The sequence below is a fragment of the Xanthomonas sp. LMG 12462 genome, assembly GCF_009192885.1.
GTDB lineage: Bacteria > Pseudomonadota > Gammaproteobacteria > Xanthomonadales > Xanthomonadaceae > Xanthomonas_A > Xanthomonas_A sontii.
The window spans coordinates 1-21,127 of sequence record NZ_NMPP01000085.1; the positions used below are offsets into that span (position 1 = coordinate 1).

15 protein-coding genes are annotated in these 21,127 nt (G+C 69.7%); 6 read left to right on the forward strand and 9 right to left on the reverse strand.

Annotated elements, in window-relative coordinates:
* Positions 1 to 34 precede the first annotated feature (34 nt).
* The 6 genes from CEK69_RS18745 (at position 35) to CEK69_RS18770 (ending at position 8,111) form a co-directional block, all read left to right on the forward strand.
* A complete protein-coding gene (locus CEK69_RS18745) occupies positions 35 to 2,650 on the forward strand; it encodes a TonB-dependent receptor (protein WP_152247371.1) in 2,616 nt (871 codons plus the stop codon).
* A 300-nt stretch (positions 2,651 to 2,950) separates the two neighbouring features.
* Positions 2,951 to 3,385 carry a hypothetical protein gene (locus CEK69_RS18750; protein WP_017909857.1) on the forward strand — a complete coding sequence of 145 codons (435 nt, stop codon included), beginning with the start codon at positions 2,951 to 2,953 and terminating at the stop codon, positions 3,383 to 3,385.
* 126 nt (positions 3,386 to 3,511) lie between these two features.
* Entirely contained in the window at positions 3,512 to 4,246 is a 735-nt protein-coding gene (locus CEK69_RS18755; protein WP_152247323.1) for a DUF3348 domain-containing protein, read from the forward strand.
* Positions 4,247 to 4,256: 10 nt separating this feature from the next.
* Entirely contained in the window at positions 4,257 to 6,713 is a 2,457-nt protein-coding gene (locus CEK69_RS18760; RefSeq protein ID WP_152247325.1) for a DUF802 domain-containing protein, read from the forward strand.
* Complete coding sequence (locus CEK69_RS18765) at positions 6,710 to 7,360, forward strand: OmpA family protein (RefSeq protein ID WP_152247327.1); 651 nt, start codon at positions 6,710 to 6,712, stop codon at positions 7,358 to 7,360. Before CEK69_RS18760 ends, CEK69_RS18765 begins: the two co-directional genes overlap by 4 nt.
* The gene (locus CEK69_RS18770; protein WP_152247329.1) at positions 7,350 to 8,111 is read left to right on the forward strand and encodes a DUF2894 domain-containing protein; all 762 of its coding nucleotides are present in this window, start codon (positions 7,350 to 7,352) and stop codon (positions 8,109 to 8,111) included. Before CEK69_RS18765 ends, CEK69_RS18770 begins: the two co-directional genes overlap by 11 nt.
* Before the next feature lie 131 nt (positions 8,112 to 8,242).
* On the opposite strand, the gene tkt is transcribed toward CEK69_RS18770, so the two are convergent.
* The 9 genes from tkt to CEK69_RS18815 form a co-directional block, all read right to left on the reverse strand.
* Complete coding sequence (tkt, locus tag CEK69_RS18775; protein WP_152247331.1) at positions 8,243 to 10,243, reverse strand: transketolase; 2,001 nt, start codon at positions 10,241 to 10,243, stop codon at positions 8,243 to 8,245.
* A 202-nt stretch (positions 10,244 to 10,445) separates the two neighbouring features.
* Entirely contained in the window at positions 10,446 to 11,756 is a 1,311-nt protein-coding gene (locus CEK69_RS18780; RefSeq protein WP_152247333.1) for a dicarboxylate/amino acid:cation symporter, read from the reverse strand.
* 193 nt (positions 11,757 to 11,949) lie between these two features.
* Complete coding sequence (locus tag CEK69_RS18785) at positions 11,950 to 13,659, reverse strand: BatD family protein (protein ID WP_193314043.1); 1,710 nt, start codon at positions 13,657 to 13,659, stop codon at positions 11,950 to 11,952.
* Positions 13,660 to 13,706: 47 nt separating this feature from the next.
* Positions 13,707 to 15,563 carry a VWA domain-containing protein gene (locus tag CEK69_RS18790; protein ID WP_152247337.1) on the reverse strand — a complete coding sequence of 619 codons (1,857 nt, stop codon included), beginning with the start codon at positions 15,561 to 15,563 and terminating at the stop codon, positions 13,707 to 13,709.
* Positions 15,560 to 16,582, reverse strand: coding sequence for a VWA domain-containing protein (locus tag CEK69_RS18795; RefSeq protein ID WP_148829531.1), 1,023 nt, complete (start codon positions 16,580 to 16,582; stop codon positions 15,560 to 15,562). Before CEK69_RS18795 ends, CEK69_RS18790 begins: the two co-directional genes overlap by 4 nt.
* Positions 16,579 to 17,046: a DUF4381 domain-containing protein gene (locus tag CEK69_RS18800; protein WP_152181022.1), complete on the reverse strand. Its 468-nt coding sequence runs from the start codon at positions 17,044 to 17,046 to the stop codon at positions 16,579 to 16,581. The genes CEK69_RS18795 and CEK69_RS18800 overlap by 4 nt, the downstream gene beginning before the upstream one ends.
* Positions 17,043 to 17,981, reverse strand: a complete 939-nt coding sequence (locus CEK69_RS18805; RefSeq protein WP_152247339.1) for a DUF58 domain-containing protein — start codon at positions 17,979 to 17,981, stop codon at positions 17,043 to 17,045. The genes CEK69_RS18800 and CEK69_RS18805 overlap by 4 nt, the downstream gene beginning before the upstream one ends.
* Positions 17,982 to 18,039: 58 nt before the next feature.
* Entirely contained in the window at positions 18,040 to 19,059 is a 1,020-nt protein-coding gene (locus CEK69_RS18810; RefSeq protein ID WP_017914104.1) for a MoxR family ATPase, read from the reverse strand.
* Between the two features lie 152 nt (positions 19,060 to 19,211).
* Positions 19,212 to 21,107, reverse strand: a complete 1,896-nt coding sequence (locus CEK69_RS18815; protein WP_152247341.1) for a type IV pilus secretin PilQ family protein — start codon at positions 21,105 to 21,107, stop codon at positions 19,212 to 19,214.
* Between the last annotated feature and the right edge of the window lie 20 nt (positions 21,108 to 21,127).

The window sequence follows — 21,127 nt, forward strand, 5'->3', positions numbered from 1 at the left end:
CGACGCCGATGACGCCAGCGCGCGCACCACCACCCTGGACTCGGTCAACGTCCAGGCCGCGCAGGCCACCGTGCCGGGCTCATTGGACGAACAGCGCCTGTCCAACGGCGTCAACAGCGTGATGAGCAAGCAGCAGATCGACGCGATTCCCTCCGCCGGCATCGCCGACGTGGTCGCGCACCTGCCCGGGCTGTCCGCCTACAGCGACATGCACCTGGGCCAGGCCACCACCGGCGAAAATGCCTACGTCAGCATCCGCGGCCTGGATGCCAGCTACAACAGCTACCGTCTCAACGGCTTCGGCATGCCCGAGACCGATTCGTCCACGCGTGCGATCTCGCTGAACATGCTGGCGCCGTTCGGCATCCAGTCGGTCAAGGTCTCCAAGTCGCCGACCCCGGACCTGCCGGGCGACGCGATCGGCGGCGCGATCGACATGCGCACACCCAGCGCGTTCGACTTCGATGGCGACTTCTACGGCAAGACCACCGCGCAAGGCCAGTTCAACGCGCTCGCTTCCGACCTCGGCGGCAAGCACACCGGCGGCACGCTGCAACAGGAGCTGGCCTGGAAGTTCGGCGACGACCACGCATTCGGCGTCTATGCCTCGGCCTACTACGGCAAGAACAACAACATGGCGCAGGCGCCGGCGCCCAATAGCGCCTACTTCCCGGCGGATCCGGCGCAGGCCAAGGCAGTGGATCTGCGCGATGTCGGCCCGCTGCTCAGCGCCCGCTACAAGTACAGCGTCTACACCAGCCAGATCGAGCGCTACGGCGGCAACCTCGCCTTCGACTGGCAGGGCGAGCACACCACCCTTTTCGCGCGCGCCATCTACGGCAGCTACAACGTCACCGGCCAGCAGGACCAATCCAGCGCACGCCTGGAAACCGTCAACAGTCAGCCGACCGCGGTGCGTGGCGGCTACTTCAACACTCACGACATCAAGGAAACCCTGGCCACGCTGCAGTTGGGCGGTCAGACCACGCTGGATCGTCTGCGCTTCGATTACGGCAGTTCCTTCGGACGCGGCACGCGCAGCCGCCCGGACTACGTCGCCGCAAGCCTGTACGGCTTCACCCCGGGCAGCTTTGCGTTCGACCTGAGCGACCCGACCTATCCGAGCATCGGCCCGAGCTCGCCGGCCCTGAAGAACTTCTTCTACAGCCTGGATTCGGCGCTGTTCTGGAAGACCCAGGGCCACGATGCCGGCAGCCACGACAACCGCGCCAGCGCGCATGCCGACATCAGCTACCGCGTGGACGGCGACGTGCTCGACGAGGTCAAGACCGGCCTGTCGCTCGACCACGCCGACCGCGGCTCCTACGATCACCCGTTCTTCCACAAGGACGGCAATTTCGTCTACAACGGCCCGTATTTCGGCGGCACCAACTACGTGTTCCCCAACGCCGGCGGCCCGCCGCTGAGCGCCCTGCCCGGCCGCCTCACCTACGCCGCCTTCGATGGCCACTACGCCGGCCCGTTCAAGATCCTCGACCGCGACTGGGTGCGTGCGCAGGCGGTGCCGTACAAGTACGTCAACGATCCCAATGGCGCCGGCATCTATACCGCCAACGACTACAACGCCAACACCACCTCCAGTACCGAGGCGATCTACGCCGGCTACGCGATGGCCACGCTGCATGTCGGCGCGGTGACCATCCTGCCCGGCGTGCGCTACGAACTGACCCGCTACTCCGCCGATGCCTGGCAATCGAACGGCGACGGCATCAACGGCCGCTTCGTCGGCAGCGGCCGCAGCTATGGCGAAGTATTGCCGGGCATCAGCCTCAACTACCGTCCGGACGAGCTGACCGTCTACCGCGCCTCGCTGCGGCGCAGCTTCAGCCGCCCGGCGTTCGGGCTGATCTCCGGCGAGACCGTGTACACGGTCGACCCCACCCAGAAGGTCATCGGCATCTCCAAACCCAATCCCGACCTGCAGCCGAGCAAAGCCGACAACGCCGACCTGTCCGCGGAGTTCTACGACCGCAACGGCGGCGTGCTCAGCGCCTCGACCTACTACAAGCGCATCACCGGCTTCATCTACACCTCGCAGTCGGCGACCAGCAACGACAACACGCTCGGCGGCCTGGTGCCGACCGGTACCACCTTCGAGGACGGCGTGCCGGTGACCATGCCGCAGAACGGCGGTACCGCGACGCTGTACGGCGTGGAACTGGCCGGCAGCAAGCGCCTGCAGGATCTGCCTGGGTTCTGGAGCAACTTCGGCGTTGCCGCCAACCTGACCCTGCAACACAGTTCCGCCGACAGCAAGCGCACCGACCAGCCCGAAAAGACCTGGCTGCCGCGTGCGCCCGAGCGCATCTACAACCTGGACCTGTTCTACGACGACAGCCGCCTGCGCGCCGACCTGAGCTACAACTACACCGGCCTGCAACTGCTCGGCCTGACCAGCGACCGGCTCAACTACTACCTGCAGCCGGTCAAGTCGCTGGACTTCACCGCCACCTACCACCTGCCGCACGGCATCGACGTCGGCATCGCTGCCAAGAACTTGCTGAATTCGGCCACGTTCTACGAGACACAGGGCAAGTCCACCCGCTACATGGCCTACGACCCCGGTGCCGACGGCGCCTACGTGGAAACCGGGCGCGTGTACATGCTCACGCTGAGCTATACCTACTGACGCTGCCCTGCCTCCGCCGCTGCGGCGAGTGCCTTGCGTGCAGACAGCACGCAAGGCATTGGGCAGGATGCACCAGCGCCGCGCCCCGCCGTCAGAAGCCACTCCTGGCGCCGAAGCATCGAGGGGTGCGGCAATCCTCCGCAAGCTGCATCGCGCTTCCTCGGGCTGAAGGCCCGGGCATCTAGGGACATTTCCCGATCCCGCACATATCGGCACGCAGCGACAGTGGCTGCGCGACGACCATGTCTGCATGGCGCGCAAGCCGACCATCCATCCCATTGCGACCAAGGATTCCCTTCGATGAACATGCGCCCATCGCTCCGCGCTCTTCTGCTCGTGCTGTCGACACTCCTGCCCTTTGCTGCGCTGGCCGCTCCGCCCGCCACCGTCGCCAGTTGCGCGGGCATCGCCGCCGCCTATCCGACGGACCTCGGTCCGCGTTGCAACAGCAACTACGCGAAGATCAATCACCAGCCGCAAGACGCCGCACAGCGCCTGCAGACCTACTATGCGCGCGTTGAAGTGCTGAAGATCTTCAGGAAAGCCCTGCTGTGCAATGGCCTGTATGGCGCCAAGGCTTCGGAACAGCAGCGTTTCGGCAGCGGCGAAGACGGCCATCTGCAGGCACTGGCCAATCTCTACCAGAACATGCAGAACGACCCGAACCGCCCCGCGGCGCTGTATACGGCTGCCGATCTGAAAGACATCAAGATGAACAAGCCGCAATGCAAATGAGGCAACGCATTCGCACCGAACGCCAGGCGCGCTGAGGTCGCTGGCGTCCCCTTGCGGTTCGGCATCGGCCGCCTCCGGGCAGCCGATGTCATTCGCGTGTAAAATTGCGGGTTTTTGACCACTCACATGGCGAAAGCCCCTCCACGGGCGCCCGTCCCGGGCCCGGCCTTCATTCGCCTGCTGGCGCGCCTGAGCGATGCGCCGATGCCCGCGTCCAGCCCCGCGCTCGCCGACCGGCTCGGCCAATGGATCGACTGGAACCGCGCGGTGGCGGTGTCACGGGCGTTGGACGGCAAACTGCCCGAGCCTGCCGAGGACACCCCCGAGGCGCCGGAACCGTCGGCCCTGGAGGCCGAATGCGGCCGCGTGCGCGCTGCGCTGGAAGAGAGCATCGCCCTGGACATCGCCAAGGAAACCGGCAAGCCCGTGGGCAAGCGCCAGCACGACCCCGACGCACCGATCGACTACGCGCCGTTCCGCCAGCGCTACCAGGCGCTGCAGCGCGCGATACTGACCGCGACCGGGCGCCTGCGCGGCCTGCTGCGCGATGCTCTCGTTCCGCTCTCGCCGGACATGGCCCGGCTTGCCGAGGTCGATGCGGTGATGGAACTGACCCTGAGCCCGCGCGAGCAGACCCTGCTGGCGACGGTGCCCAACCTGCTGGAAGCGCATTTCCAGCGCCTGCGCGCCGCCGCGGCGACGCCCGCCCCCGATCCATCCCTCACCGACGTTCCGCCAGCGCCTGCCGACACGGCCTGGCTGGACCTGTTCCGCCAGGACCTGCACAGCGTGTTGCGCGCCGAGCTGGACGTCCGTTTCCATCCCATCGAAGCGCTGCTCGCCGCGCTTCGCAGCCGTTGATCCGATCCTCATGCCCAAGACCCTGCTCCATTCCGTCCTGTTCCTCGCCGGCCTCGCCGTGGTCTGCTGGATCGGCGTCGGCTATCTCGGCTCCAACCCGCTGGGCGCCAGCTTCGCCGCGCTGATCGGCCTGTGCTACCTGGCCGGCATCGCCGAGCTGTACCGCTATCGCCAGGCCACGGCGACCCTGCGCACCGCGCTGAGCGACGCCGAGACCGCGCGCAGCGATCTGGGCGGCTGGCTGCAACGGCTGCACCCGAGCCTGCGCAACGCGGTGCGCCTGCGTATCGAAGGCGAACGCGCGGCCCTGCCGGTGCCGGCGCTGACCCCGTACCTGGTCGGCCTGCTGGTGCTGCTGGGCATGCTCGGCACCTTCCTGGGCATGATGGCCACCCTGCGCGGCACCGGCCTGGCACTGGACAGCGCCACCGATCTGAATGCCATCCGCGCCTCGCTGGCGGCGCCGCTGAAGGGCCTGGGCTTCGCCTTCGGCACCTCCATCGCCGGCGTCGCCGCCTCGGCGATGCTCGGCCTGCTCGCCGCGCTGTGCCGGCGCGAGCGCCTGCAGGCGGTGCAGCACCTGGACCTGCATGCGGCCACCGCGCTGCGCACGCATTCGCTGGCCTACCAGCGCAACGAGGCGTTCAAGCTGCTGCAGGCACAAGCCACACTGATGCCGAGCCTGATCGAACGCATGCAGACGATGATGGCGGCGCTGGAACAGCACAGCGCGGTCAGCGGCGAACGCCTGGCCAGCAGCCAGGACGCCTTCCACAGCCGCACCGAGGCCGCCTACACGCGCCTGGCCGGCGCGGTCGAACACGCCCTGCAGGCCGGCGTGGCCGCGCACGCGCGGGCGTTCGGCGACGCGCTGGAACCGGTGGTGCAACGCACGCTCGACGGCGTGGCACGCGAGACCGCCGCGCTGCAGGACAGCGTCGGCCAGGCGGTGCAGCAGCAGCTGGACGGCCTGGCCAATGGCTTCGCCCAGGCCGCCGAACAGGCCACGCAGCGCTGGGACAGCGCGCTGGCCGAGCAGCAACGCGTCAATGGCGCGCTGCTGCAGGAACTCGGCAGCGCGCTGCAACGCGCCGGCGACGGCATGGAGCAACGTGCCACCACGCTGGTGGAGGCGACCGCGGCACGCCTGCAGGGCGCCAGCGACGACGCCAGGCAGGCCTGGAGCGAGGCGATGGCGCAGCAACGCGAAGCGAACGACGGCCTCGCTGCACGCCAGGCACAGGCACTGGACGCAGTGGCCAGCCGCCTGGATGCCACCGCCGAAGCTGCCCAGCAAGCCTGGAGCACGGCACTGGAACAGCAGCGCGAGGCCAACGCGGCCCTGGTCGCACGCAACGCGCAGGCACTGGACACCGTGGCGACGCGGCTGGACGCCACCGCCGAAGCCGCACAGCAGGGCTGGGACGCTGCGATGGCACAGCAGCGCGCGATCAACGACACCTTCGCCACGCACACGACGCAGGCGCTGGAGACGGTGGCGACCCGCCTGGACGCCACCGTCGAGGCCGTGCAACAGGCGTGGAGCGCGGCGCTGGCGCAGCAACGCGAGGTCAACGAGGCCCTGGCCACGCGCAACGCGCAGGCGTTGGACACCGCCGCGGCCAGCCTGGAACACCGTGCCGCCGCCCTCGCCGAGACGCTGCAGCAGGCCCATGCCGACCTGCAGGAGGCACTGGAAGCGCGCGACCAGGCGCGTCTGCGTGCCTGGACCGACAGTTTCGCCAGCATGGCCGCGACCCTCGGCGGACAGTGGGAGCACCATGGCGAGCGCATCGCACAGCGCCAGCAGGAGATCTGCAGCACCCTGCAGGAAACCGCGGCGGCGATGTCCGAGCAGGGCCAGGCACAGGCGCGCGACACCATCGCCGAGATCGAACGGCTGGTGCAGGTGGCCTCGGAAGCGCCGAAGGCCGCGGCCGACGTGGTCGCGGAACTGCGCCAGAAGCTGTCCGACAGCATGGTCCGCGACACCGCCATGCTCGACGAGCGCAACCGCCTGCTGGCCACGCTGCAGACCCTGCTGGAGGCGGTCAACCACGCGTCCACCGAACAGCGCAGCGCGGTGGACGCCCTGGTCGCGACGTCGGCCGATCTACTGGAGCGCGTCGGCAGCCGCTTCACCGACCAGATCGACGCCCAGACCGGCAAGCTCGACGACGCTGCCGCGCAGGTCGTCGCCGGCGTCACCGAGGTGGTCAGCCTGGGCGACGCGTTCTCCGGCGCGGTGCAGGCCTTCGGCGAATCCAACGCCGCCCTGCTGGAACGCCTGCAGGGCATCGAGCAGGCGCTGGACAAGTCGCTGACGCGCAGCGACGAGCAACTGGCCTACTACGTGGCGCAGGCGCGTGAGGTGATCGACCTGAGCATGCTCTCGCAGCAGCAGATCACCGAGGAATTGCGTCAGCTCGCCGCGCGCCAGGCGCCCGACCAGGCCGACGCGGCATGAGCGACGAACTGGAACTGGACGCCGACAACGGCGCCCCGGTCTGGGCGGTGTTCGGCGACCTGATGTCGGTACTGCTCGGCGCCTTCGTGCTGATCCTGATCGGCGTGATCGGCGTGCAACTGCAGCTGTCGAACAAGCTGGATGCGGAGATGCGCCAGCGCCAGCTTGAAGCGCAGCAGCGCAAGACGCTGGAACAGGCGCTGGCGGCACCGCTGGCAGCCGGCCGGGTGACCTTGGTCGACGGCCGCATCGGTATCCGCGGCAACGTGCTGTTCGCGCTGAACTCCGACCAGTTGCAGCCGGAAGGCCGCGACCTGCTGAAGAGCCTGGCCGCGCCGCTGGCCGGCTACCTCAAGGCGCGCGACGAGATCCTGATGGTCAGCGGCTTCACCGACGATCGCCAGGTGCGCGAGAGCAATCGCCAGTTCGCCGACAACTGGGAACTGTCGGCCGAGCGCGCATTGACCGTGACCCGCGCGCTGATCGAGGCCGGCGTACCGGCCGATGCGGTCTTCGCCGCCGCCTTCGGCGCGCAGCAGCCGGTGGCGCCGAACGTGGACGAGGCCGGACGCGCCAGCAACCGCCGCGTGGAGATGGCGCCGCTGCCGCGCATGCGCAAGAGCACAGCGACACCGCATGCGCCCTGATCGGATCGCCGCCGCCGATCGCCTCGCCGCCTGGCGTGCTGAGCATGCCGAGCGGCTGGACCCGCTGCGCTTCCGCTTCCTCGAAGCGCTGGCGCGCCGCACCGAGGCGCAGCAGGGCAAGGCGCGGGAACTGCTGGAGCAGAAGCTGTCCGCGTTGCTCGACGCGTACGCCGCGGCGCTGGCCGCGGCGCCGCAAGGTGCTGGCGATGCCGAGGCCGACGCCGCGGTGCGCGCGATGCAACCAGGCCCGCTCGGTGCCTTGCTGGCGCAGTACCGGCCTGCGACTGCGGCGACCACCGCCTGCAGCGGCCAGGACACCGACGTCGGCGCCCATGAGGATGCCGACACCGAGACGTCCAAGGCGACCGGCGCAATCGATGCAGACGCCGCTGCGCCGTCGCACGCGCCGGCAGCAAGCGCCGCAGCGCGCCTCGCCGCACCACAGTTGCCCGCGGTCGAAGACGCACGTCGGCTGTGGACAGAACTGCGCAGCCGCAGCCAATTGCGGCAGTCGCTGCAACCGGCCCCCGCCGACGCCGGCCCGCTCAACTCCGGCGTGCTGGTGCATCGCGCATTGGCGTTGATGCGCACGCTCTCGCCCGGCTACCTGCAGCACTTCCTGTCCTACGTCGACGCGCTGTCCTGGTTGCAGCAACTGCAGGAGGCGGGCGCACTGGCGACGCCGCAGAAATCCGGCAGCGCCGCCGGCAAGCCTGCGACGCCGCGCAGCAAGCCGCGCAAGCGCGGTTGATCGCATCACCGATGCGCATCGCGCCGATTGCGTGGTCGTAGAAGCGTCCCTTTCCTCATCCGACACACCCACACAGGCAAGAAAAAGGCCGGCATGCGCCGGCCTTTTTCGTCACCATCGTGGCTCTCGGCTTACAACGCCTTCGCCGCCGCCACCACGTGTTCGGCGGTGATCTGGAAGTGCTTGTACAGCACGTTCGCCGGCGCCGAGGCGCCGAAGCTGTCGATGCCGACCACGGCGCCGTCCAGGCCCACGTAGGCGCGCCAGAAGGCGGTGACCCCGGCTTCCACCGCCACGCGCTTGCGCACCGCCGACGGCAGCACCGACTCGCGGTAGGCGGCGTCCTGGCGATCGAACACGTCGGTGCAGGGCATCGACACCACGCGGGTCTTCAGGCCCGCGGCATCCAGCGCCTGCTTGGCTTCCACCGCCAGGCCCACCTCCGAACCGGTGCCGATCAGGATCACGTCGGGCGTGCCGCCTTCGGCATCGGCCAGCACGTAGCCGCCGCGCTCGATCAGCTTGATCTGCGCCTCAGTGCGAGCCTGGAACGGCAGGTTCTGGCGGCTGAACACCAGGCAGCTCGGGCCGTCCTTGCGGGTGATCGCGGCCTTCCAGCTCACCGCCGACTCCACCGTGTCGCAGGGGCGCCACACGTCGTTGTTGGGGATGTAGCGCAGCGACGCCAGATGCTCCACCGGCTGGTGGGTCGGGCCGTCCTCGCCCAGGCCGATCGAGTCGTGGGTGTAGACGTGGATCGCATGCGCCGGGATCAGCGCGCTCATGCGTACGCCGTTGCGTGCGTAGTCGCTGAACACCAGGAAGGTGGCGTCGAACGGAATGAAGCCGCCGTGCAACGCCAGGCCGTTGGCGATGGCGGTCATGCCGAACTCGCGCACGCCGTAGTACACGTAGTTGGCGTTCGGGTCGTCGCTAGCGACCGACTTGCTGGCCTTCCACAGGGTCAGGTTGGAATGCGCCAGGTCGGCCGACCCGCCGACCAGTTCCGGCAGCAGCGGCGCGAACGCCTCGATCGCCATCTGCGAGGCCTTGCGCGAGGCGATGGTCTGGCCTTCGGCGGCCTGCTTGGCGATGTAGGCGTCGGCCTGGGCGAGGAAGTCTTCCGGCAGCTCGCCGTGCGAACGGCGGGTCAGTTCCGCGGCTTCGGCCGGGTACTGCTTGGCATACTTGTCGAAGGCCTGCTCCCACTCGGCCTGGCGCAGCGTGCCGGCACCACCGGCGCGCCAGCCGTCGTAGATCGCCTGCGGGATCTCGAACGGCGCATACGGCCAGTTCAGCGCCTTGCGCGCGCCTTCCAGCTCTTCCTTGCCCAGTGCGGCGCCGTGCGAGGATTCCTTGCCGGCCTTTGTCGGCGCACCGAAGCCGATGGTGGTGCGGCAGCAGATCAGGGTCGGCTTCTCGCTCTCGGCGATCGCCGCCTCGATCGCGGCCTTGACCGCATCGGCATCCTGGCCGTCGACATCGCGGATCACGTGCCAGTGATAGGCCTCGAACCGGGCGGGGGTGTCGTCGCTGAACCAGCCGGCGGTGTTGCCGTCGATGGAGATATGGTTGTTGTCCCAGAACGCCACCAGCTTGCCCAGGCCCCAGGTGCCGGCCAGCGAGGCGGCTTCGTGGGACACGCCTTCCATCATGCAGCCGTCGCCCATGAACACCCAGGTGCGGTGGTCGACGATCTGGTGCTCGGGGCGGTTGTAGCGCTGCGCCAGCAACTTCTCGGCCAGCGCGAAACCGACCGCGTTGGCGAAACCCTGGCCGAGCGGACCGGTGGTGGTCTCCACCCCGGGGGTCTCGCTGCGCTCCGGGTGGCCGGCGGTCTTGCTGTGCAGCTGGCGGAAGCGCTTGAGCTCCTCGATCGGCAGGTCGTAGCCGGACAGGTGCAGCAGCGCGTACTGCAGCATCGAGCCGTGGCCGTTGGACAGCACGAAGCGGTCGCGGTTGAACCAGTGCGGATTGTTCGGGTTGTGGCTGAGGAAGTCGTTCCACAGCACTTCGGCGATGTCGGCCATGCCCATCGGCATGCCGGGATGGCCGGAATTGGCGGCCTCGACCGCATCGGCGGCAAGGAAACGGATCGCGTTGGCGAGTTCGCGGCGGGTAGGCGTCGTCATGAGGGATCTGTCGGAAGCGGGCGCGTGGCGTCGGGCCCACTATTGTCCCACAGGCGGGGATTGGGGATTGGTAGCGTCACCGGCTGGACGCCTGAGATGACGCAGGAGCGGCTTCAGCTGCGACAGGCGTTCACCGCAAGGCCAATCGCGGCTGAAGCCGGTCCAACGCCTGGCCCGTCAGGCCGCGACGCTGCCGCCTTCATCAATCCCGAATCCCGACTCCCGAATCCCCGCCATCCTCCCCCTTGGCCACCATCGTGGTCAGGGCCAGATCGCCGGTCACGTTCAGTGCGGTGCGGCACATGTCCAGGAAATGGTTGACGCCCAGGATCATGCCGATGCCGACCGGGTCCACCCCGACCATCGCGCAGATCAGCGCCACCACCGGCAGCGAGCCGGACGGGACGCCGGCGGTGCCGATGCCGCCGAGAATACAGACCAGCATCACCATGCACTGCTGCGCGATGCTCAGCTCCACGCCGAAGAACTGCGCCAGGAAGATCACCGTCACGCCCTCGAACAGCGCGGTGCCGTTCTGGTTGGCGGTGGCGCCGACGGTGAGCACGAAACGCGAGACCTTGTGCGGCAGCCCCATCTGGTCGGCCACGCGCAGCGCGGTCGGCAGCGTGGCGTTGCTGGACGCGGTGGAAAACGCCATCACCGTCGCCTCGCGGGTGGCGCGGAAGAACCACAGCGGCGAGCGCCCGGCCAGGCGCACCGCCACGCCGTAACTCACCACCATGTGCAGGCCCAGCGCCAGCACCACCACGCCCACGTAGGCGCCCAGCCGCACCAGCAGCTCGAAGCCGAACAGCGCCGCCAGGTTGAACATGAAGCAGGCCACCGCATACGGCGCCAGGCGGATCACCAGCCCGATCAGGGTCATCGAGATCTCGAACACGCCCTCGATGCCGCGCCGCAGCGTCGCCACCTTGGCGTCTTCGCTGAGCACCATGCCCACGCCGAACATCACCGCGAAGAACATCAGCGACAGGATCGCGCCGTTGCTGGACGCGGCAGCGACCACGTTGTCGGGCACGATCGACAGCAGCATGTCCATGCCGTGCGGCTGGTGCCTGCTCTGGTCGACGATCTGCGCGGTGCGCTCCACGTTCTGCTGCAGCAGTTGCTGCGCCAGCTCGCGATCCACGCCGATGCCCGGCTTGAGCACGTTCACCAGCACCAGACCCAGCAGCACCGCCACACCCGACAACACCACGGTGTAGCCCAGCGTCTTCCAGCCGATCCGGCCGAGCGCGCGGATGTCGCCCATCTCCGAAATGCCCATCACCAGCGCCGAGAACAGCAGCGGCACGATCAGCATGAAGATCAGGTTGAGGAACAGCTTGGAGAACGGCGTGGTGAGGTACTTGGTCAGCGCCTGCACCCAGGCCGCATCGCCGCCTACGCTCATGTGCACCGCCAGCCCCAGCACCAGCCCCAGGACGAAGCCGATCGCCATTTTCCAATGCAACGGCATGCCGGTTTCGGCCTTCACGGGGGTGTCGGTCATGAGTACGCCTTGCGAAAAGGAGCGCTCAGCTTAACAAACCATGAGCAGACATCGACCATCACACGATGGCACAGGTTGCGCGATGCGCGCATCGGCTTGCCGCGTCTCACCTGCAACGTCGGATGGCGCTACCCAAGACTGGCGAGTCACGATCCCGCGATCGCAAGGTCGAGCCTGGCTGCACGCCCCCCGCTCAAGCCTTGCGGGTCGGGTACAACGGCGGCAGATCGTCTTCCGCCGCGCCGCGCGAGGCGACGCGCCAGCGCGGCCCCGACGCGAACGCCGCGCGCAACGCGGCGCGCGCCCCGGTCACATCGCCGCCACCGCCCCAGCGTGCGTGCTGCATGCGCAGCACCGCGTCGCGCTGCGCCGGATCGTCCAGACGCTGCACCACCGTATCCAGGTCGGCGACGCCGGCCTGCGCGCACAGGATCGCGGCGACCTCGTCCAGACCGCCGCTGTCCAGGGCCTTGCGCAATTCCGGCAATGCGGCGCGCGCCGTCGCGGGTGCCGATGTCGCACCCGGCGCAGCGTTGGCCGCCGAGCCCGGCAGCGCTGCAACGCCGCGTGCACGGCGCAAGCGACGCCAGGCCCAGACCAGGGTCGCCAGCCACAGCACCGCAAAGCCCGCGGCCAGCGCCATCCACAGCGGCGACGAGGCGAGCCATCCCCGCAGGGTATGCGTCGGCGCCACCGCATTGTCGGCGGGAACCGCGCTCAGCGTCGGCGCCGCGGGGGTGACCGGGGCGGGGGCCGGCGCAGGCACGCCTTGTCCGGGCTGCACCTGCAGGGTCAGATCCGGCAGGCTGGCCTCGCGCGCAGCGCCAGCGCCCACGTCCCACCACGGCATGCGCAGGCCGCGCACCAGCAATGGGCCCGCCGCCTGCGGCACGATCGAGTAGCGACGGCTGACGGTCACCTGCGGCCCGCCGTCGACGAAGCGTTCCTGCACCTGCGGCGGCTCGGCGAACACCTGCGCGCCATCGACACTGGGCGTGGGCAGTTCGGGGAACTGCGCCTGGGTCGCGCCGCGTGCCGTGGCCTCGACCACGATGTCGGCAGCCTCGCCGGCCTTGGCACGCTGCGGCGTGGCGGTGTAGCGCAGGCGCAGTTCGTGCAGCGGCAGCCACGGCTGCGGCGCATTGGCCGGCTGCGCGCGCACCTGCAGGGTCTGCGCGGTACCGCGCGCATTGAGTTCGCCGCCGCGGCCGAAGTAGTCGTCGAAGAAGCCGGTGGGGCCGCGGCCGCTGAAACGCGCGCCCGGCAACAGCAGCGAGCCGCTGCGCTCGGGCACCAGCAGGTAGTGCCGCTCGACCACCGTGTACATGCGCCCGTCGATCTGACGGCGGTTCTGGATGTCGTCGCCGACGCGCTGCAGCGACGCGCCGGCCGGCGCGTCCAGGTCCAGTTCGCCCGAGCTCAGCGGCACACCGAGATACAGCCGCACCACCACGCCCACGCTCTGCTGCACGTAGGGCCGCGCGTCGTCGACGACGGTCTGCACGAAGACGTCGGCGTTGCCCACCTGCGCGGGCACGTCGGCATTGGCGGTGGCCGGCACCGCGGCGCTGGCCGCGGCCACCTCCAGCCGCAAGGGCGCGGTGCGTTCGTTGCCGACCTGCAGCGACGGAATCTCCAGCGTGCCGGTGCTGCGCGGCGTCAGCATCACGCCGAACAAGGACTTCGACGAGACCGCGCCGTTGACGATCTGCATCTGCCGGCTCTTGACCTCGTTGCTGAGCGCGAAATCCGCGCGCAGCGGCGCGTAGTCCGGCGTGGCCGCCGCCTGGTCGGTCTCGATGTTGAGGGTCACGCCCTCGCCGGCGCCGACGTTGTCGCGATCCAGCCACGCGCGCGTGGCGGCAGCCGCCGGCAGCGCCAGCAGCAGCGCGGCCAACACCATCAGCACCGCGCAGGCACGGGCCCCCTGGCCGAGTCGCTTGAAGTGGATCATGGTTCTTGTTCCCGCTGCCTGCGTTCGTGTTCCAGCCTGAATTTGGCGCGCAGCAGATTGCCCGGATCGTCCGGCACCCGCCGTAGCCACGCCTCGACCGCCTGACGCTGCTCGCGTTGCTGCGGCGTCTCGTTCGCGGCGGCAGCGGCGCGCTCGGCGGCCTGTTTGTCGGTGCCGCCCTGCTGTGCCATCGCCTGCTGCATCTGCTGGCGCTGCGCCGCATCGGCCTGCTGTTGCGCCTGTGCATCGCCCGGCTTCGGCGGCGCCTGCCGCGCGTCCTTGGCGCCATCGCGTCCCTGCTGGCCGTCGCGCTGCTGGCCGTTTTGCTGCTGGTTCTTCTGCTGCTGGTTCTTCTGCTGCGGGTTCTGCTGGGCGCCGTTCTGCTGCTGACCCGCCTGCTGTTGACCGTTTTGCTGTTGACCGTTCTGTTGCTGGCCGTTCTGCGACTGCCCGCTCTTCTGCTGCTTGCCGTCCTTGCCCTGCTGGCCGGACTTGGAGTCCTGCGACGACTGGCGCTTGCGCGCGGCCTCCACCGCGGCGCGGTTGGCGATCGCATCGGCCATGCGCGGATGCAGTTTCAGCGCCTTGTCGTAGGCGTCGATCGCCTCGTCGTAACGGCCCTGCCGTGCCAGCGCATTGCCGAGGTTGTACCAGCCGGCGTCGCTGTCGATGCCTTCGAACTGCTGTTGCGCGGCGGCGAAATCGCCCTTGCGGTAGGCCTGCACGCCTGCATCGAGCCGTTGCTGGCGGACCTGGTCGGCACGTTCCCACCACCCGCCTGCGACAGGACCAGGTGCCGGTGCCGGCGCTGGCACCTGAGCCTGCGCATGCACCCGTAGCGGCATCGCCAGCGGCGCCAACACCAGCAGCAGCACCGCGGCGCCACCGCGACGGCGGAACGCGAGCAAGGCCAGCAGCATCAGCGGCGGCAGCAACCAATAGCCTTGATCGAGCCACACGCGGCCATGGCTTTCGTCGGCCGCCGTGGCGTCCGCTTCCTGCGGCCGCAGCACGCCCAGCGCGCGCAGATCCGTATCGTCTGGCATCAACGCCGCGTAGCGGCCCGCGCCCGCTTCCGCCAGCGCGCGCAGCGCGCCCGCATCCAATTGCGCGTGCGACAGCCGACCCTGGTCGTCGCGGTAGGCCGCGCCCTGCGCCGTGCCCAGCCCAAGCGCGGACACGTGATAGCCCTGCCTGGCCGCGCGCGCCGCGGCCTGCTGCGCCTGCGCGTCGGCCTGGTCGCTGAGCACCAGGATGTCGCCGCGGGAGAAGCCGGCCTGGCGCAGCAACTGCGCCGCCCAATCGATCGCCAGGTCGGTGCGCTGCCCCGCCACCGGCATCACCTGCGGCGACAGCGCGTCGAGGAACAGGGCCACGTTCGCCGCATCGTCGGTCAGCGGCGCCACCGTGTACGGCTCGCCAGCGTAGGCCACAAGCGCCACTTCGCCGCCGGCGCGCTCGTGCAGCAGCCGCGCCAGCTTGGCCCGCGCCTGCAGCAGCCGCGACGGCGGCAGGTCGCGCGCGTCGATCTGCGCGGACAGGTCCAGCGCGATCACCAACGGCGTGCGCGCCTGCCACAGCGGCTGCTGTTCCTGGCGCCAGCTCGGTCCGGCCAGCGCCAGCACCGCCAGCGCATAGCCCAGCGCGCCCAGCAACAGGCCAGCGCTGCCCTTGGCATCGCCACGCGCGAGCAGATGCGGCAACAGATGCGGGTCCACCGTGCGCCGCCAGATGTCATGGCGCCGCCGCCGGCGCCACCAGCTCCAGCCGAGCAACGGCAGCAACAGCAGCGCCCACAGCCATTCGGGGCGCAACAGGTGCAATGCCTGGAGGAACTCCATCGCGCGGGTCATTGCCGCCTCCAGGGCCAGATGAAGGACAGCAACGCCAGCGCCAGCGCCGCCGCCAGCGGCCAGGCGTAGCGCTCGATCCGCGGCCGCACCGCCGGACCGGCCGAACGTACCGGCTCGAGCCGGTCCAGTTCGGCATAGATCGAGGCCAGCTCGGCGGTGTCGCGGGCGCGGAAGAAGCGCCCGCCGGTGTCCTGCGCGATCTTGCGCAGCGTGTCCTCGTCGACCTGGTCGTCGCCGCCGCTGCCGGGGATCGGCAGGCCGAACAGGGACATGCCGCCATCGCCACCGAAGGCGATGGTGTACACACGCACGTGTTCGGCCTTGGCCAGTTCGGCGGCCTTCAGCGGGTCGAGCACGCCGGCGGTGTTGACGCCGTCGGTGAGCACGATCAGCACGCGCTCGCCCTGCTTCTGCTCGCGCAGGCGCTTGACCGCCAGCGCGATCGCGTCGCCCAGCGCGGTCTCGCGCCCGGCCAGGCCGACCACGCTGTCGCGCAACTGGTCGCGCACCGTGGCCAGATCCGCAGTCAACGGAGTCAGCGCATACGCCTGCTGGCCGAACACCAGCAGGCCGATGCGGTCGCCATCGCGGCGATCGAGAAAGTCGGCCAGCACAGCCTTGGCCGCGGTCAGCCGATCGACCACGCGCCCGCCCAGGGTCATGTCGGGCTCGCTCATGCTGCCGGACAGATCCACCGCCAGCATCAGCTGCCGCGCCTGCTGCGGTGGCGCGATGGGTTCGCCCAATTGCAGCGGCCGCGCCGCCGCCGCGCACAGGCAGAACCAGGCCAGCCAGGCCAGCCACACGCTGGCGCGCCACAGCCCGCCGCGTGCCGGCGCGGCGGCCACGGCCTGCAGGCGTTCGCCATAGGGCACGCGCAAGGCCGGCGCATTGCCGCGCCGTGCCGGCAGCAGCAGATTGGCCAGCAGGGGCAGCGGCATCGCCAGCCACATCCACGGCCAGGCGAAGCCGGCCAGCAGGTCGCTGAGGCTCTGCCACGACGACGACACCAGGCTCATCGCCGTCCTCCACGCCGCGCCGCCATCAACGCCAGGAAGCGGCGCCGCGCCAGCGGCAGGAGCGCCTGCACCTGCGCCGGGTCCACGCTGGGCCGGTAGCCGCCATCGAGCAGCACACGGCCAGGGCCGGTGGAGAAATCCTGACGCTTGTCACCACCGTCCAGGAAGCGCAGCCAGTCCTCGCCCTGCAGCGTCGCAGCGGCCGGATCGCGGCGTTGCGCCGCACGCCGCAACAACTCAGAGACCGCGGCCACCTGCGCCGGCGGTTCGCCCGTACGCGTCGCCGCATCGAACTGACGCTGCCAGCGCTGCTCGCGCCGGCGCCGGCGCATCCATACCAACAGCGCCACGCCGAGCGTCAGCAGCAGCACCGCCGCCAGCATCCACCAGCCCGGTGCGGGCGGCCACCAGGCCGGTGCCGGCGGCAGATGCACATCGCGCAGGGGCAATTGCTGCGGGCTCATGCCGACGCCCCCCGTTGCACCGGCAGCAACCACGACTCGCTGGGTGCGTCGCTCAGCAACACCCGCACCTGCACGCCGCGGCCCGGCAGTTCCGCCGCCAGGGTTTCCAACGGCTGCACGAATTGCGCACGCCAGCGCTGTTGCGCGGTACTCGCCAGCAGATCCACCTCCACGCGGCGGCCGCTTGCCCAGAACGGCAGGGCGGCACGTGGCGGATGCACTTCCAGCGGATCGGCGAGCAGCAGCAACTCCACTTCGTTGTGCAGCGCCAGCCCGGCCCAGCGCGCTGCGGGCACGGCCTGCGCACTGGCCGGATCGGCCAGCACGGTCAGGCGCGATCCCGGGCGCAGCAGCTTGGCCGCGTGATCCAGCGCCATGCTCAGGCCGGCATCGTCCTGCGGCGGCTGCGCATACCAGCGCGCCAGCGCATCCAGCACGCGCAGCACGCCGCGCGGCCCGGCAGCGGGCGGCACCGGCGCTTCGCTGCGGCTGCCGCGCAAGGCGGCCAGGCGATCGCCCTGGCGCTGCGCCGCCCACGCTGCCACCGCCCCGGCACGCGCCGCCTGCACCGACTTGAAGCGCACGCGCGTGCCGAAGTACAGCGACGGCGCGGTGTCGGCGACGATCAGACTGAGCCGTTCGCGCTCGGCCTGGAACAATTTGGTGTGGGTGCGGCCGCTGCGCGCAGTCAGCCGCCAGTCGATGTGCCGCACGTCGTCGCCGGCCACGTACTCGCGCGACTCGGCGTACTCCATGCCGCGCCCGCGCATCGGCGACGGGGCGGCGCCACTGAGGCCATGGCGGCCTCGGCGCGGCGGCGGCATGCGTGCGACCGCGGCGCGCAGGGCGACCAGCTCGGCCAGGCTGGGACGGATCCCCGCCTCGGCCGGCGCGGCAGCGTGCGGCATGCCCGGCGCAGTCGGCTGCGGTGCCATCGTCGTTACTCCGCGCGGAGGCGGGCGGCGGGCAACAGCCGTACCTGGCGACGTCCGCTCACGGCGGCGGCACCTTGTCCAGCAGGGCGGCGACCAGACGATCGCCGTCCCAGCCTTCGGCGGTGGCTTCGTAGCTGGGCAGCACGCGGTGGCGCAGCACATCGGCGGCGACCGCGCGCACGTCGTCGGGCGTAACGAAGTCGCGTCCGGCCAGCCAGGCGCGGGCGCGGGCGCACCGCTCCAATGCGATCGAACCGCGCGGACTCGCGCCCCAGGCGATGCGCCGCGCCAACGCGGCGTCGTAGCCGCTGGCATCGCGCGAGGCCAGCACCAGTTCGATCAGATAGCGCTCCAGCGGCGGTGCCATGTGCAGCGCCAGCACCGCACGGCGTGCCGCGAATACGTCTTCCAGCGGCATGCGCGGCGGCGGCGCCTCGCCGGCCTCCAGCGTCTCGCGGGCGCGCTCGCGCGCCAGGCGCAGGATCTCCGCCTCCGCGGCCGCTTCCGGGTAGCCGATCCGCACATGCATGAGGAAGCGGTCCAGCTGCGCCTCCGGCAGCGGGAAGGTGCCCTCCTGCTCGATCGGGTTCTGTGTCGCCATCACCAGGAACAGCTTCGGCAGCGCATAGGTGTGCCGGCCGACGGTGACCTGGCGCTCGCCCATCGCCTCGAGCAGGGCCGATTGCACCTTGGCCGGCGCACGGTTGATTTCGTCGGCGAGCAGGATCGGGTGGAAGATCGGCCCGGGCAGGAACTCGAAGCGGCTCTCCTGCGGGCGCCACACCTCGGTGCCGGTAAGGTCGGCCGGGAGCAGGTCGGGGGTGAACTGGACGCGGGCGAAATCCGCTTCCAGGCGCGAGGCCAGGGCGCGGATCGCGGTGGTCTTGGCCAGGCCGGGCGCGCCTTCGACCAGCAGATGGCCATCGGCGAGCAGCGCAATCAGCAGGCGCTCCACCAGCGCCGACTGGCCGACGATGGTCTGGGACAGGCCGTCGCGCAGGGCGACGAACGCGGCATGCAGGCGCTGCTGCTCGGGCGCGGCCGGCGGGGAATCGAGGGTCGGGGATGGAGTGTTCATTTGTGCAGTCTGACCGATCGCCGGTGAAAATGGTTCCGCGCACGGCGGACGCCGCGTGCTGCGAATTCAGGATTTCCTCATCGATGGGCATAAACGCCGACGGGAGAGGCTTGCGCCTCTCCCGTCGAAGAATCCAACCTGCTTGAGGCAGCTCAGGCTGGCGCGCGCTTGGCCACGTGCATCACCTTCGGGGTCACGAAGATCAGCAATTCGGCCTTGGTCTTGTTGCGGCCACGCTTCTTGAACAGATTGCCCAAGAACGGCACGTCGCCCAGGAACGGCACCTTGGAGATGCTGCTGCGGTCGTTGAACTCGTAGACACCGCCGATGACCACCGTCTGCCCATCGTCGACCAGCACCGCGGTGTTGATCTCGCGGCGGTTGATCTCGGGAATGGTGCCGTAGCCCTGCAGGACCACGAAACGCTCGACTTCGTCCTTCTTGACGCTCATGTTCAAGAACACACGATTGTCGTCGGTGATGGTCGGGGTCACCTTCAGCTCCAGCAACACTTCCTTGAACTGCACGTTCGGCGTGGGGGCAGCGCCAGCGGTGCCGCCGGTGATGGTGACGTAGCCGATCTCCTTGCCCTGCTTGATCACCGCCTCGCGCTGGTTGGATGTCACGATGCGCGGATTGGAAATGACTTCGCCCCGCCCCTCTTCCTGCAATGCCGACAGCTGCAGGTCCAGATTGAAGTTCTTGCCGAGCAGGGTGTAGGCAAGACTGGGCAGGGTCTGCGCGCTGGTGAAGGTCGGACCGCTCAGATCGACGTTGAGACCACGCGTATTGACGCCGCCGCCAGCCGCGTTGCTTCCGACCGTAGCGACATTGTCCCCATAGGTGCGCGTCGCGCCGACACCGAACTTGGCACCCAGATCGCGGGCGAAGGTATCGGTGGCGATGACGATGCGGCCCTCGATCAGCACCTGGTCGACCGGGCGGTCGATCACGTTGATCAGCTCGCGCATCTGCGCGACCTTCTTCGGGATGTCGCTGATCATCAGCGTGTTGGTGCGCTCGTCGGCGACGAGGCGCCCGCGCGGCGACAGGAAGCCATTGTCGTTCTGGCTGTTGCCGCTGCCACCCGCGCCGCCACTGCCACCACCGCTACCGCCGCCGATCCCCTTGGCCTCGGTCAGCGCCTTGAAGATCGCCGTGGCGCTGTGATAGTTGATCTGCACGTAGTCGGTGATCAGGTCCTCGCGGTTCTCGATCGCGATGCGCGCGTCTTCCTTGTCCTGCTCGAACTTGGCCAGCTCCTGCTGCGGTGCGACCCAGATCACCTTGCCGTCGCGGCGCTTGTCCAGGCCCTTGGCGCGCAACACGATGTCCAGCGCCTGGTCCCAGGGCACATTGACCAGGCGCAGGGTGACGCTGCCCTGCACAGTGTCGGAGGCGACGATATTGAGATTGGACTCCTCGGCGATCAACTGCAGCACCGTGCGCACCGGCACGTCCTGGAAGTTGAAGGTCACCGGCTTGCCGCTGTAGCCGCGGGCGGCCACCTGCGCGGCGGCCTGGCTGACCGTGGTCGCGGTGACCGCGCCCACCGCCGGCGCGGCGGCGCGCGGAGTGATCTCGACCACGTACTCGTTGCCCGACTGATAAGCCAGCGATTCGAACGCGCCATTGGTGTTCAGCACCAGCTCGGCGCCGCCCGCATAGGGCTTGGCATCGATGCGCTGCACCGGCGTGGCGAAGTCGGTGACGTTGAGCGGACGCTGCAACTCCGGCGGCAGCGTGGCGTCGCCGACATCGACCACCACGCTGTTGCCCTGGGTGCGCAGGTCCGGGCTGGCGCCGGTGCCGTTGAAGGACAGGATCAGCCGCCCCGCACCGCCGTCGCCGCGCTTGAAGTCGATCTTCGACACCGTGAGCTTGGCCGACGCCGCCGCAGGTGCGGGAGACGCGGCAACAGGCGCGGCGGGCGGCGCCGCGCTGGCGACGACCGCATTCCCGAGCATCGCCGCCAACCCCAACGCGCATAGCCGCATCGTCGCGTGGCGCCGGATGGGGCGCAGGCTCAGGGCTTTGGAAAAAGTCATCGTGCTATCCCCATAATCAA